6 protein-coding genes and 1 pseudogene are annotated in these 14,379 nt (G+C 73.8%); 5 read left to right on the forward strand and 2 right to left on the reverse strand.

Annotated elements, in window-relative coordinates:
* Complete coding sequence (locus ACJX2R_RS16760; protein WP_413100746.1) at positions 1-1,428, forward strand: hypothetical protein; 1,428 nt, start codon at positions 1-3, stop codon at positions 1,426-1,428.
* Positions 1,425-2,617 (forward strand): annotated as a pseudogene (locus tag ACJX2R_RS16765) (ARPP-2 domain-containing protein). The gene ACJX2R_RS16760 and the pseudogene ACJX2R_RS16765 overlap by 4 nt, the downstream one beginning before the upstream one ends.
* Before the next feature lie 28 nt (positions 2,618-2,645).
* Here ACJX2R_RS16765 and ACJX2R_RS16770 read toward each other — a convergent pair.
* Positions 2,646-4,043, reverse strand: coding sequence for a PT domain-containing protein (locus ACJX2R_RS16770; protein WP_413100747.1), 1,398 nt, complete (start codon positions 4,041-4,043; stop codon positions 2,646-2,648).
* A gap of 181 nt (positions 4,044-4,224) precedes the next feature.
* Between ACJX2R_RS16770 and ACJX2R_RS16775 the strand changes: the two genes are divergently transcribed.
* From ACJX2R_RS16775 to ACJX2R_RS16785, 3 genes are all read left to right on the forward strand, one after another.
* Positions 4,225-4,872, forward strand: coding sequence for a LuxR C-terminal-related transcriptional regulator (locus ACJX2R_RS16775; protein WP_413100748.1), 648 nt, complete (start codon positions 4,225-4,227; stop codon positions 4,870-4,872).
* A gap of 159 nt (positions 4,873-5,031) precedes the next feature.
* A complete protein-coding gene (locus ACJX2R_RS16780; protein WP_413100749.1) occupies positions 5,032-8,166 on the forward strand; it encodes an alpha-N-acetylglucosaminidase TIM-barrel domain-containing protein in 3,135 nt (1,044 codons plus the stop codon).
* 806 nt (positions 8,167-8,972) lie between these two features.
* Positions 8,973-10,913: a hypothetical protein gene (locus ACJX2R_RS16785; protein ID WP_413100750.1), complete on the forward strand. Its 1,941-nt coding sequence runs from the start codon at positions 8,973-8,975 to the stop codon at positions 10,911-10,913.
* Positions 10,914-11,466: 553 nt separating this feature from the next.
* Here the strand turns inward: ACJX2R_RS16785 and pulA are convergent.
* On the reverse strand, positions 11,467-14,136 hold the full coding sequence (pulA, locus tag ACJX2R_RS16790) for a pullulanase-type alpha-1,6-glucosidase (RefSeq protein WP_413100751.1): 2,670 nt from the start codon (positions 14,134-14,136) through the stop codon (positions 11,467-11,469).
* Positions 14,137-14,379 lie beyond the last annotated feature (243 nt).

A 14,379-nucleotide genomic window follows, 5' to 3' on the forward strand; every position in this document is an offset into this window, starting at 1 on the left:
ATGGAGACGCTGGCCGATCTGGTCGCGGCCGAGGACGTCCTGCTGTTCGTGAACGCGGCCATCACCTCCACGGGCCAGCGGGAGTTCCACTCCGACGCGGGCGAGCAGCGCATGTCGCTCGACTTCCTGCACTCCTACCTGCTCGGGAACTACCGGGATCTGTACGCGGCGACCCTCGCGCTGAACATCAATGACCACAACGCGGCACTGATCGTCCGGCGGCTGCTGGAGAGCGCCAAGGAGGCCACACCGGAACAGCGCCGGACCGAGGGCCGGCTGATCGCCCGGCGCCTTGCCGCCCTTCCGCCGCCCCGGGTCTACCGGCTGTTCCGCGAGCTGCGCCGGGCCGGGGTCAACAACCGCCGCACCCGCGCCATCGTGCGGGACTGGCTGGCGGCCCGCCCCGATCCGGCGTTCGACGCGGTGAAGTACCGGGGCGCGGTCAAGTCGGCCGTCCGCCACGCGCATCTGCGGCTCGACGGCGACCTCGGCCCGTTCCTCTTCGAGCCGGTCGGCCGCCGGAGCGAGGGGTTCGGCTCCCCGCTGCTGGAGGCGTGGCGCCGCGCGCACTACGAGCGGTCCGCGGTGTACGACCTCCCGTACACCGTCGCCGAGGGCTTCGCGGCCAGGCACGGCATCGACCGCGAGGTCTTCCTGGAGCGGATCGCCCCGCGGCTCACCCGGCTGGAGCGGCTGCGGCTCCAGGGTGCGGCCCGCGCGGCCGGGGCCGACTCCGTACGGGCGGACCTGGCCACCATGCCGCTGACCCGGCTGGCGACCCATGTGCTCTCGCTGCCGCTGGACGAACGGGCCGCCCGCCGCGCCGAGTTGACCGCCGCGCTGCGCGCCGCCGCACGGCGCGCGGCGGGCGCCCGGACCGGCACCTGGGGCCGGGTCGCGGCGGTCCTCGACGACAGCTTCTCCTCGTTCGGCTCCACGCGGAAGCGGCGCCGCCCGCTGGCGGTGGCGCTGGGCTGCCACTTTCTGCTGGAGGCGCTGGCGAGCGAGTTGATCCCGCTGTGGCTGTCCGGCCGCACCGACGCGCTGCTGATGTATCCGCTGGGCCCGACCCCGCTGGGCACCCGTGTCCTGGACGCGCTGGAGCACCTGCCGGACCGGCTCGTCATCGTCTCCGACGGCTGGGACAACGCGCCGCCCGGTCTGGCCGGCGAGGTGCTGCGGATATGGCGCACCCGCCTGGACCCCCGGGGCCGGACCAGTGTGGTCCACCTCAACCCGGTGTACGACGTGGAGGACTTCGACGTACGGCGGCTGGCGCGGGAGGTGCCGACCGTGGGGGTGCGGGACGCGGAGGACCTTCCGGCCCTGGTGGAGCTCGCCCAGTTCGCGGAGGGCCGCACCCGCGCGGCCGAGCTGTGGACTCATATGGACGCCCGCGTACGGCGGTTCCTGGAGGTGGAGGGATGAGGCAGGACAGGACGCTCGTGGCGCTCACGGGCCTGACCGCGCTGCCCTCCCAGGTGTGGGGCGCGATTCGCCTCGTACCGCTGGTGCGGGAGGAGCCGATCACCGATCTGCGCCTGGACGACCGGCTGTACGGCGATGACTTCGCGGCCGTGGCGGTCGACCGGCGCACCGCGTACTGCTCGTACATCCCGCACGGTTACGTGGCGAGCTGGACCGACGACGGCACCCCCGCGTCCTCCTACGGCACCCAGCTGCGGCAGGACGCCGACGGGCCGCGCCCCGCGTGCGTTCCGCTGCGCCTCCACCGCCGGATGGCCCGCCGCGTCGACAAGAACCGGGTGCGCTTCCTGCCTCTCCACCTGGCCCTGGAGGGTATTTGGCGCTGCACTTCGGCGGCCCCGCGGTGGTGTGGGAGGAGTGGTCCCACCGGGCGGTCAGCCGGGGTCTGTCCCCGAGGGTCGAGCAGGCGTACGTCGGGGCCGAGGTGGAGGGGTTGCGCGACGCGCTGCGGGTCTTCGAGATCCACCCCGGCCAGTGCGGGGTCCTGGTCTACGCGGCCGACGCCCTCACGGCCGCCTTCGTGGTGCCGCACCCCGACGACTACCGCGCCCTGCACCCCTCGCTGGTCCTGGACCTCTTCGGGGAGCTGATCCACCACTACACCACGCTGTACGGCCCGGTCCCGGAGTTCCGGGCCCGGATCCGCGACGGCGCGGTGGGCTCGCTGGCCGAGCTGCGGGCGGAGGCCGCCCGGCATCAGCGGGAGTGGGCGGAGTTCCACGACCACACCATGGCGGGCGGGCTGCTCGACGAGTCGTACTCCCTCCAGCGCGTCCGCACGATGGGGCCTTTCGCCCTGTCCCGCTTCCTGCCGCCCTTCCATCGCAACACCGAGCAGCACATCGGCGAGACCATCACCCACGAGGACGGCCGCCTGGCCTACCTCAAGACCTTCCGCCTCTCCGAGGCCCAGACCCGGCGCGGCCATCTGCTCACCCTCCTCGCCGCCCACGACTGGCATTTCGGCGCGACCGCCGACGCCCTGGGGGTGAGTCGCGACCAGCTCGCCTCCCGGGTGGAGCACGCGGGGTTCGGCGCGCTGCTGCGCCAGGACATACGCGACCACTACCGCGCGGCGGCGCGCGGGACGGCGACCGGGTCCACCGCGCCGCGCGCGCTCAGTCGGTGACGTACCAGTCGTTCAGTGACGTACCAGTTCAGTCGGTGATGTACCAGTCGTCCTTCATGTACTCCAGGGTGCTGGTCCCGATCTCGTTTTCGGAGAAGGTGACGGAGGCCTTGACCGCATCGGCCGAAATGTCGATCTTGGCGGGGCTTCGTACGACGACCTTCCGCGGATCGACCGTCGCGGTCGTCAGGGCCTTCTTCTGCGTAGGCGAGATCATCTGGAACGTGATGAGGAACGTGGACGTGCACGGACCGAACCCCTGGTCCTCCGCCTGCTTCGCGGCGGGCCCGGCCACCTCGCAGACCGTCTTGATGTCCTCCCGGCCCACGGCGTGCAGATACTCCTCGTACCGCCGGATCGCCCCTTCCTTCGTCCTGGGCGCGGCCTGGTCCGTGGGCTGTTCCGTGGCCTGGTCCGTGGCCTGGTCCGTGGCCTGGTCCGTGGGCTGGTCCTTGGGCGGATCCGTCGGCGGCTTGTCGGCGGGCCCGCAACTGTCGTCGGTGAAGATGCCCGACAGCAGACGCCCCGGGCGCGGGCCCATCGGCCCGTTGAATCCGCTCACATGCTGCTGCGACCCCCACCACCCGGCGTACCCCCACCAGGGCTCGCGGTTGACCGGGCGGGCGTGCTCCCAAGTGCGCCACTCGGCGCCGCCCTTCGAGGGCCGATCGAGCGTGCCGTTCACCCACTGGTTCTTATCGGTCGGATAGGAGCCGTGTGAACCACGCGCGGAGTACACCGTCGGATGCCCGTCCCGCGGATCCAGTTCCGACCACTTCACGCTGCACGTGTCCTTGCCGTGCTTCGCGAACGTCACCGCCTCCGGCTTGCCGTCGCGCAGCTGGACCGCGACGCGCTCCCAGTCGCCCTCGTGCCTGTTGCCCGGGATCAGGTTGTTGTAGGCGTAGAAGAACCAGTAGACGTACGCCCCGCGCTTCGGGTCGGTCTTGTGGTTGTGGTACTCCCAGTAGACCGGCGCGTCAGTGCCCTCGCCCTTCCGCACCTCCTTCGGCGGGTCGAGATAGAAACCGCCGTCGGCCTCGGTCGAGGTGCGCCACTTGTCCCCGTGTCCCGGGCAGGACACCGGCTTGGCCGACGACTTCCCCGGCTGCACCTCCGCGTGCTGGTAGGGATTGTCCTTACTCCCCAACCGCCGCGGGTCGATCGGATCGGCCACCGGCCCCTCGTCACGGCAGAAGCCGTCGTGGTCGAAGCGCAGCGCGGACCGCCCGATGAACCGCGTCGCGTCCATCGGCAACAGCGACTCCCCCTTGGCCAGCCGCACCAACGGCGCGAACCGCGCGGCCTCGGCCGCGGACCCCTTCGAAGGCTCCGCCCCCGTCCACTCCTTCTCCGGCCCGCACGCCACCAGCGCCACCGAAAGCGACACCGCCACGCCCACCGTCACCCGCACCCGACCCAGCACCGGCTCCCCCTTCGTTCGCCCGCCACCAGCCAGCAGCAGGTCAAGAGGAGATTACGCGGAATCCGGCAGAACGGTTCCCCGCGCGGGGCGCTGATCCCCTCCCGCTCACCGCACAGCGGTACATTCGTCGGATTCGGTCACGTCCCCCATCCCAGGGGCCCGACGAAGTCTTGGAGCCGCCGTGCGCGTTGTCCTCGCCGAAGACCTCTTCCTCCTGCGGGACGGGCTGGTGCGGATGCTGGAGGCGTACGACTTCGAGGTCGTGGCCGCCGTGGAGAGCGGGCCCGAGCTGAGCAAGGCGCTGGCCGAGCTGGAGCCGGACGTGGCGGTGGTGGATGTGCGGCTGCCGCCGTCGTTCAGCGACGAGGGGTTGCAGTGCGCGCTGGCGGCGCGGCGGGCGCGGCCGGGGCTGCCGGTGCTGGTGCTGTCGCAGCATGTGGAGCAGCTGTACGCGCGGGAGCTGCTGGCCGATGGGAGCGGTGGGGTGGGGTATCTGCTCAAGGACCGGGTGTTCGACGCCGACCAGTTCATCGACGCGGTGCGGCGGGTCGCGGCGGGCGGGACGGCGATGGATCCGCAGGTGATCTCGCAGCTGCTGACCCGGCGGTCGCAGGACAAGCCGCTGGGGAATCTGACGCCGCGCGAGCGGGAGGTGATGGAGCTGATGGCGCAGGGGCGGTCCAACACGGCCATCGCCGCACAGCTGTTCGTCACCGAGCGTGCGGTCGCCAAGCACACCTCCAACATCTTCGGCAAGCTCGGTCTGCCGCCGTCCGACGACAACAACCGGCGGGTGCTGGCGGTGCTGGCCTACCTCGACCGGGGCTGAGCCGCCGGAGCCGGTCGGCGACGGGGCCGGCCGTACCCCGGCCCGCCGGAGCCGGTCGGCCGTGCCCCCGCCTCCCGTGCGCCCCATTGCTCCCACCCCGCAACGCTGGTTAAGTGCCTTGTCCATATGACCCATTGGCCGTTGTCCGTTGGGGGGCGCATGAGCGACCTGAGCAGACGCACGCTGATCGGAACCGCCGGAGCACTGGGGGCCGGGGCCACACTGGGGAGCCGGATCCCCGCCGTGGCCGACGAACCGCACGACGCACAGGACACCGCCGTGACCGCATTCCACACCGCTCCCGCCCGCGCCGCGCTGCGGCGGCTGCTGCCCGCGCACGCCGATCAGTTCCGGCTGGTGGCGCTGGAGAAGCGGGGCGATGAGGAGCGGTTCGAGGTCGACGGGTCCGCGGGGCGGCTGACGGTCTCCGGGACCAGCCCCGCGGTGCTGCTCACCGGGGTGCACTGGTACCTCAAGTACACCTGCCACGCCCAGATCTCCTGGTCCGGCGATCAGCTGAACCTGCCGGGGAAGCTGCCCGCGCCCGCCCGGCGCGTCATCCGCTCGACCGCGCTCCCGCACCGCTTCGCGTTCAACGACACCCATGACGGCTACACCGCGCCGTTCGCCGACTGGGACCGCTGGGAGCACCTGATCGACATCGCGGCCCTGCACGGCTGCAACGAACTGCTGGTCACCGCCGGTCAGGAAGCCGTCTACCACCGGCTGCTCCAGGACTTCGGCTATACGGACGAGGAGGCGCGGGCCTGGCTCCCCGCCCCCTCCCACCAGCCGTGGTGGCTGCTCCAGAACATGAGCGGATACGGCGGCCCGGTGTCCACCGCGCTCCTGGCCAAGCGCACCGAGCTGGGGCGGCGGATCGCCGACCGGCTGCGGGAGCTGGGCATGCGGCCGGTGTTCCCCGGCTACTTCGGCACCGTCCCGGACGGCTTCGCGGACCGCAACCCGGGGGGCCGTACGGTTCCGCAGGGCGACTGGAACGGGCTCAGGCGGCCCGACTGGCTGGATCCGCGCACCGAGGTGTTCCGGAAGGTGGCCGCCGCCTTCTACCGCCATCAGGATGAACTGTTCGGCGAGGCCGAGCTGTTCAAGATGGATCTGCTGCACGAGGGCGGCGACCCCGGTGACGTCCCCGTGCCGGAGGCCGCCCGCGCCGTGGAGACCTCGCTCCAGACCGCCCGCCCCGGCGCCACCTGGGTGATCCTCGGCTGGCAGGAGAACCCGCGCCGCGATCTGCTGGACGCCGTCGACCACGACCGGATGCTCATCGTGGACGGCCTTTCGGACCTGGACACCGTCACCGACCGGGAGCGGGACTGGGGCGAGGTGCCGTACGCGTTCGGCACCATCCCCAACTTCGGCGGCCGCACCACGATCGGCGCCAAGACCCATATGTGGACCAAGCGGTTCACCGTTTGGCGCGACAAACCGGGCAGCAAGCTGGTCGGCACGGCCTATATGCCGGAGGCGGTCGAGCGGGATCCGGCCGCGCTCGAGCTGTTCAGCGAGCTGGCGTGGCGGGATGAGGCGGTGGACCGGGCCGAGTGGTTCCGCTCCTACGCCGATGTGCGCTATGGCGGGCGGGACACCAGGGCCCGGGAGGCGTTCGCCGCGCTGCGCGACACCGCGTACGAGATCAGCAGCAAGGACGGCCGCCCGCATGACTCGGTGTTCGCCGCCCGGCCCTCCCTGACCGCGCGTTCGGGCACCAACTACGCCACCCACACCCCCGCCTTCGACCCGGCCGGGTTCGACATGGCCTTCGCGGCGCTGCTGGGGGTGCGCGCCGGGCTGCGCGACAGCGACGCCTACCGCCACGACCTCACCGACATCGCCCGGCAGGCCCTCGCCAACCGCTCCTGGCAGCTGATCCCGCAGCTCCAGGACGCCTACGACCGCAAGGACCGCACGGCCTTCCGGACGCTGTCCCGGCTGTGGCTCAAGCTGATGCGGCTCAGCGACGACATGACCGGCGCCCACCGCGGGTTCCTGCTAGGCCCATGGCTCGAGGACGCCAAGCGGATGGCATTGGGCGAGGAGGAGTCGGCCCAGCTGGAGCGGGCCGCGCGCACCCTCATCACCACCTGGGCGGACCGCGCCACGGCCGACGGCGGCAAACTGGCCAACTACGCCAACCGCGACTGGAGCGGTCTCATCGCCGACTTCCACCTCCCCCAGTGGCAGTCCTATCTGGACGAGCTGGAGGACGCGCTGGCGGAGAACCGCACGCCGCGCGCCTTCGACTGGTTCGCCGTCGAGGAGCCGTGGACGCGCGAGCGCAAGAGCTACCCCGTGCGGCCGACGGCGGACGCCCACCGCACCGCCCAGCGGGTGTACGAGGCGCTGGCCAAGGCCCCGTACCAGGGCACGCTGACCGTCACCGCCGAGCCCGCCACCCTGCCGCCCGGCGGCTCCGCGTCCCTCACCGCCGCCCTCCGCAACGTCAACGGGCTGCGCCCCACCGGCCGCGTCGACTTCGACCTCACCGTGACCGGGCTCGACCCGTCCCCGGACGGGCCGACCCGGCTGCCGGGCGTCCCGGCGGGCGGCACCGGCGAGGTCCGCTGGCGGGCCACCGCGCCCGACGAGCCGCTGGAGCGCCCGCTCAAGCCGCTGCCGTACGAGCTGGGCGTGACGTACGGGCCACGGGGCGAGGAGCGGGTGCGGGCCGTGCGCACCGGGACGCTGTGGATCGCCGGACCGCTGGCGGACGGCTTGCGGACCGTCACCAACAACGGCGCGGCCTTCGGCCAGCTGGACGAGCGGTTCGCGATCGACGGCGCGGGCCAGGACCTGTGGAAGGGCACCGCCGAATTCGGCTCCGTCTACCGTGATGGCGTCCTTACGGTGGGCACGGCCATGACCGTGAAGGTGGACGCCCAGGCGGTCACCGGGCCCTGGGCGCGGGCCGGGATCATCGTCCGCGGCGACCTCGCCACGGCGGGCTCCCCCGGCTTTGTGAACCTCTCCGTCACCCCGGCCAACGGTGTCGTCCTGTCGTACGACTCGGGCGGCGACGGCACGCTGGACACCTACCAGCGGATCACCGGCGTCAAGGCCCCCGTACTGCTGCGGCTGACCCGCACCGCCGCCACCTCCTACACCGGAGAGCTGTCCACCGACGACGGCGCGAGCTGGCGGAAGGTGGCCACGGTGACGGCGCCGGGCGGGGCGGCCGCGCAGGACGCCGGGATCTTCATGACCGCGGCGAACGGTGGGACGGGGGCTCGGGGGACGGTCGAGTTCAGCGGCTGGAGGACGAGTACGCGGTAGCGGGTTGGCGTCAGTGGCTCAGTGGCGGGGCGGGGCTCGGTGGGTGTCCGGCGGTACGCGTACGCCTGCGGCGGGCTGCTTTCCCCTACCCGCCCCTTCCCACAACTGGGGCTCCGCCCCAGACCCCGGCCGGACGACCCCGCATGGGCGCGGGCACCAGCCCGATCGTCCACCGCGCCGACGCGTTCAGCCCGCCGTGCGAGTGTTCACAGCGCCGCCGATCGGCTCGCCGCCCCCGGGCGGCAGCGGCTCCGCCGGCTGGCAGAAGCTCCGCCACAGGGCAGGGCCTCCGCCCATGGCCCCCGGTGCCTGGGGCGGAGCCCCGGTCCGGGGGCTGGGGCGGAGTCCGGTCCGAGGTATGGGGGCAGAGCCCCGAACCGGGGCCCGGGGGCAGAGCCCGAACCGGGACCTGGGGACAGAACCCCGGTCCGGGACCCGGGGGCAGAGCCCGAACCGGCACCTGGGGACAGAGCCCGAACCGGCACCCGGGGACAGAACCCCGATCCGGGACCCGGAGGCAGACCCCGATCCGGGACCCGGAGGCAGACCCCGATCCGAGGCCCGGGGACAGAACCCCGATCCGGGACCCGAGGACAGAACCCCGGACCGGGACCCGGGGGCAGAGCCCGAACCGGGACCCGGAGGCAGAACCCCGAACCGGCACCCGGGGACAGAACCCCGGTCCGGGGCCCGGGGCGGAGCACCGGTTTCGGGAAGGGGCGGGGAGGGGGGCAGCCCGCCGCAGGCGCCAAGTGCCGCCGGACGCCCGTAGGTGACCAACCCGGCCCGCCACTCGTTCACGAACCGTGGACCAGCACCAGGCGACAGTCGCCACCGACGACGAAACCACCGGCCTGATCGACGTCGAGCAGGCCGAGGCCGCCATCGTCGAGCACTATCCGCGGCTGGTGCGGCTCGCGTATCTCATCCTGCCGCCGGGCATCGGGCGCACCCGCCGGGTGCTCGCGGCACACGCCCTCGCCCAGCGCGCGCTGCCCCGCAACCGGGGCTACGGCACCGGCCCGGACCCGCACCCCGACGTCGAACTGCCCTGGCAGCGCGGGACGAAGGGCCCGGGGGCCGACACGGGCTACGCCTATGTGCGGCTGCGGGTGCTCCGCCTGGCGCTGCGCGCCGCCCGGCAGCGGCCCTGGTGGCAGCGGCCCCCGGCGCTGCCGCAGGTGTTCGGGCTGCGGCTGTTCCCGCGCTCCGGCGGCGCCGATGAACTCGCCCTGGAGAAGGCGCTGTCGGAGCTGTCCGCCCCCGGCCGCGCCGCGTACGTCCTGCTGGAGCTGGAGCAGCTCGACGAGCACGAGACGCGCGCCCTGCTGCGCGCCGCGGGGGTCGCCGACGCGCGGGAGGCGGTGGACGAGGCGGAGTCGGTGCCGGATCCGGCGGGCAGCCGGGATGAATCGCTGCTGGAGTCCGCCGAGTTCGACCCGTGTTCGCTCCAGGCGCGGCCCACCGATCTGATGCGCCGCCGTCAGCACCTGCGGGCGGTGCTGGTGGCCGTGGTGGCGCTGGTGGTGTGCGGCACGCTGCTCGGGATGCCGGGGCGGGGCTGGGGGCCGAGCGGCGCCGCCGCGCCCTCGTACGCCCGCAATCCCGCCTCCGAACGGGCCCTGGACCCGGACAGGTTGACCCGCGCCGCGCCCGACACCTGGCGCACCGCGTCCCGCGCCGACTTCTCCTCCTGGCCCGCGCGCGGCGACCGGGTCCGGGACACCGCGCTGCTGCGCCGCGCGCTGGCCGTCTGGGCGCGGCCGGGCCGTTCGGTGCGGGTGTCCGCCACCATGGGCACGCAGTCCGGGCCGCCGTCGGGGCCGCCGCAGCTGCTGTTCGCGGGCGAGGTGGACCAGGCCACGGTGGTGCTGCTGTACGACGGGCTGCGGGTGGCGCGGTACGCGGAGGCGAGTGAGGGCGGCGCGGTCGCGCTGGACTTCGCCCGGCTGGACGCCGCGGACGCGGGCACCTCGACCGCGCTGGTCCTCAGCCGCACGGACGGCAACGTCCGCTATCTGACCGCCCCTTGGGTGCGCCACGCCTGGGTGCGTGACCTGCTGCACCCGGCCGGGGCGCCGCGCCCGCTGCACCGCACCGGGGACGGGGTGACCGACCCGGTGCGCACCGTTCCGCGGCTGCGCCCCTGCCGTGGCTGGCCCGTGCTCCAGTTCGGCTCGCGGCTCGTGGCCGACCTCGGCGAACTGGCTCCGGCCCGGCTCACCTACGGCACCCCGAGCGCCGGGGTGCGCGATGTGGCGGGGCGGGCGGCCCGAGGGAGCTGGGCCAGGACCGGGTGCCGGCTGGCGATGATGCGGGCGCGCGGAGTGCGCTCGGTCAACGCCTGGCGGTTCGCCGCCCAGGCCCTGCCGGAGGCGGGCGGCCACGCGGCCTGGCTGTGCACCCGCGCCGACACCTGGCGGGGCACGGGCAGCAAGGTCCTGGCCCAGTTCCAGCCGTGGGACACCCGCCGCGGCAAGGCGGGCGCGGTCGCGGCCGGCGCCGACGACTCCCCCGCCTGCGGCCCGCGCGAGCCGCGGGTGCTGGCGGGGGTGCTATGGAAGGCGCGGTCCGGCCACTGGTACCTGCTGGCCGCCGGAAGCCGCCAGGTGACCGGGATCGTCGCCACCGGCGGCGTCCGGGGCCGCACCTACGGCCGCGGCCTGACCCTCCCCGCCAAGGCAGGCGCCCGCGCCGACCTCAAGGCCCACCTGGCGAACGGCGACCGGCTGGGTCCCCTGCGCTAGGGAGTCTCCGGTGGGATTTTCCCCTCCCCGCCCCTTCCCACTACCAGGGGGTCCGCCCCTGGACCCCGAAGCCAGGGGCTCTCACCGCTCCCCGCTACCAGAGGCTTCGCCCCTGAACCCCGGCGGGGGTGCGACGAGCCAAGCGTCGGGCCGTACAGGCCTGCGACGGCGGGCTGATCGCGCTCGGCGCGGCGGCGCGGCGGCGCGGCGGATGACCAGGCGAACGCTCCCGGGTCGCCCGGCCCGGGGGCTGGGACCGGGCCCTGCCACGCGGCGGAGCCGCGTATCGAGGCTCAGTCCGCCGCAGACGTCACGATCCATCGGACGCCGCCTGCCCCGCAGCCAATGCCCAGGGGAGCTTTCCCCTCCCCGCCCCTCCCCGCTGCCTACAGGCCTGCGACGGCGGACTGATCGCGCTCGGCGCGGCGGACGCCCGCGTACCGGGTCGCACGGCCCGGGGGCTGGGGCGGAGCCCCAGATTCGGGAAGGGGAGCAGCAGCCCGCCGCAGGCGTCGCGCTCTGCCGGACGTGCCCCGACCTGCCGTCGATCTGCTCAGCGCCCCGCTGCCCCCGCCGCCGCGAAGACGGCGACCGTGCGGCCGGGGACGGTGAAGGTACCGGTCGCGCGCTCGTAGCCGGACGTCCTCACCGTGGCGTCGGCGCCGTGCGCCTGGACCGGATGGAGGCCGTACGGGGCCCCGGCCAGAGCGGGGACGGTCTGCGACTGCCGGGACGGGGTCGCGTTGAAGACCACGACGAGCCGGCCGAGCCGCATCGTGATGACACCCGGCGTCTCCCCGGTCCCGGACAGCGGGAAGGACAGCGCCCGCCGCACCCCCTCCGCCGTGGTCTGGCTGAACGCCTTCTCCGTGGTGCGGATCCGCAGCAGATCCCGGTAGGCCGCCGAGGCGCCCGTGATCTCGGAGCAGCCAGGACGTACCGCCGGATTGCTCAACAGGGGCTTGGCGTAAGACCACTTGGGCTCGTTGTCCGCCGCCGGGGGCAGCCCCCGGCCGAAGCCGTTGCCGGACGCGCAATCCCAGTGGATGGCGTTGAACCAGTCCCCGCTGTCGAAGGAGTTGCGGTCCAGCGACTTCGAGCGCAGCAGATCGGTGCCCGCCTGGCTGAGCGCCGGGCCCTGGGAGAGGGTGGCGGTGGCCAGGGCCACCACCTGGGCCCTGGCCCGGTCGGCGGCCGAGGTGGTGGCGGGGAGCTTGTAGGCGAGCGCGTCGTAAAGGGTCTCGTTGTCATGGGCGTCGGTGTAGGCGAGCGCGTCGCCGGGCGCGGCGGCGTAACCGGCCGGGGCGCCGTTGTAGTCGACCTCGGAGCCCTTGACCCGGCGTCCGCCGGTGTCGGTGAAGGTGTAGTCGGCGAGGTTGCCGGAGAGCCCGACCTTGATCAGGTCCTGGGCGTGCAGCAGCCGGGCCCGCTGCTCGTCCCGGCCGCCGTTGGCGGGTGAGCCGTTGGGGTCGGTGAAGAGCCCGGAGGCGAAGCCCTGCACGCGGGGGTCCTCGTCGAACGGCCCGCCGCCGCGCACCGCGTCCCGCGCCCGGTCGCTGAAGGTGGCGATTCCGGTACCGGCCATGTTGCGCTGGGTGGCCTGCACGAAGCGGGCGTCGTCGGCCGCCTCGCCGAAGTTCCAGCCCTCGCCGTAGAGGATGATCGACTTGCCGTCCACCCCGTCCTTGGCGGGGGTCAGGGCGTCGAGTGCCTTGCGCACGGCCAGGATGTTGGCCTTGGGGTGGTGGCCCATGAGGTCGAAGCGGAAGCCGTCGACCTTGTATTCACGGGCCCAGGTGACGATCGAGTCCACCACCAGCTTGCCCATCATCGCGTGCTCGGGCGCGGTGCCGGGGCAGCAGGTGGAGGTGGCCACGCTGCCGTCGTCCAGCAGCCGCTGGTAGTAGCCGGGCACGATGCGGTCGAGCACCGACTTGTCGTCCTGTCCCGCGGCCACGGTGTGGTTGTAGACCACGTCCATGACGGTGCGCAGCCCGGCGTGGGCCAGCCCCTGCACCATCCCCCGGAACTCGCGGGTGCGCGCCGGGCCGTCCGGGTCGCTCGCGTAGGACCCCTCCGGCACGGTGTAGTGCAGCGGGTCGTAGCCCCAGTTGTAGCCGTCCCTGCCGGCGGTCCGGGCCACGCACTTCTGCTGCTGGTCGGAGTCGGCGGGCAGGGCGGCCAGCTCGCAGCCGGGCCGGGCCTGGTCGGACCGCCGCTCCGGGACGGTGCCGAAGTCGAACGCGGGCAGGAGGTGGACGTACGAGGTGCCGGACCGGGCCAGCCGCGTGAGGTGCCGCATCCCGTCCGAGCCGCGGTCGGTGAAGGCGAGGTACTGGCCGGGGTGGGCGCTGCCGCGGTCCGCGATGGAGAAGTCGCGGATCTGGAGCTCCTGGATGCGGGCGTCGCGCAGCGGGACCGCCTTGGGCTTCTTCAGCGACGCCCAGCCGGCGGGGGCGAGCCGGGGATCGGCCAGATCGGTGACCAGGCTGCGGGCGGAGTCGGCGGTCAGGGCGGTGGAGTAGGGGTCGGTGACCTCGTTGGTGACGGTCTTCCCGACGGTCGGCGCCCAGACCCGGACCCGGTAGCGGTACGGCCTGTCCCGCCAGTCGGGGCTCCCGGTGACGCTCCACACCCCGCTGCCGGGGTCCCGCCGCATGGCGACGGTGCGCCCGTCGAGGTCGAGCGAGACGCTCCGGGCGGTTGGCGCCCATACGGAGAGGGTGGGGCGGCCGCCGTGGAAGACCGGGCCGAGGCGGGCCCGGCGCGCCCGGTCGGCGTAGAGGTCGTCCAGGACGCCGGGGATCTGCACGCCCGTGCGGTGCAGTACGTGGTCGCGGTCGCCGACCGCGCGCTGGACGGCGCTGAGCGGGCCGCGCAGCGCCGTGGCGGCCTTGTCGCGGTCGCGCGGGTCGAGGCGGTAGGCGGGGCGGTCGGCCAGGTGCGGGTAGGCGGCCTTCTGGGCGTCGGTCAGGGCGGCCGGGGCCAGCCGCAGCGTGCCGCCGCCCGCATAGCGCAGCTCCTCGGCGGTCGCGGCGGTGTGCTCGACCTTCCAGACGACGGTGGCGCGGTCGATCCACTGCGCCTCGGCGGTGGCGGCGGTGGCGGCGGTCGCCGCCGTGGCCCGGGCGGTCTGCGAGACGGCGGGCACGGCCGCCGCGCCCAGCGCCAGGGTGGCGAGCGCGACGGCCGTACGAAGCAGGGTTGATTTGACGGGTTTCACGGACGTGGTGGCTCCTTGAGGTGTGATGTGGGTGTGGGCCCCGCGGCCCCGCGGCCCCGTTCTCCGGGCGGGGCCGGGGGCCGCCCCCAGGGGGTATCCGACGGATCTTGAGGCCTGCGGCGGGCTGCTTTCCCCTCCCCGCCCCTTCCCTCAACTGGGGCTTCGCCCCAGACCCCGGGGTCCAGGGGCGAAGCCCCTGCCACGCGGCGGAGCCGCATATCGGTGTCCCGGGCCCGGGCCCGG

The sequence above is a fragment of the Streptomyces sp. Inha503 genome (assembly GCF_047215865.1).
Classification (GTDB): Bacteria; Actinomycetota; Actinomycetes; order Streptomycetales; family Streptomycetaceae; genus Streptomyces; species Streptomyces lycopersici.

Bases quoted from the DNA above. Each gene is read 5' to 3' on its own strand.
- ACJX2R_RS16760 (WP_413100746.1), top strand. From the start codon at position 1: ATGGAGACGCTGGCCGATCTGGTCGCGGCCGAGGACGTCCTGCTGTTC.
- ACJX2R_RS16780 (WP_413100749.1), top strand. From the start codon at position 5,032: ATGAGCGACCTGAGCAGACGCACGCTGATCGGAACCGCCGGAGCACTG.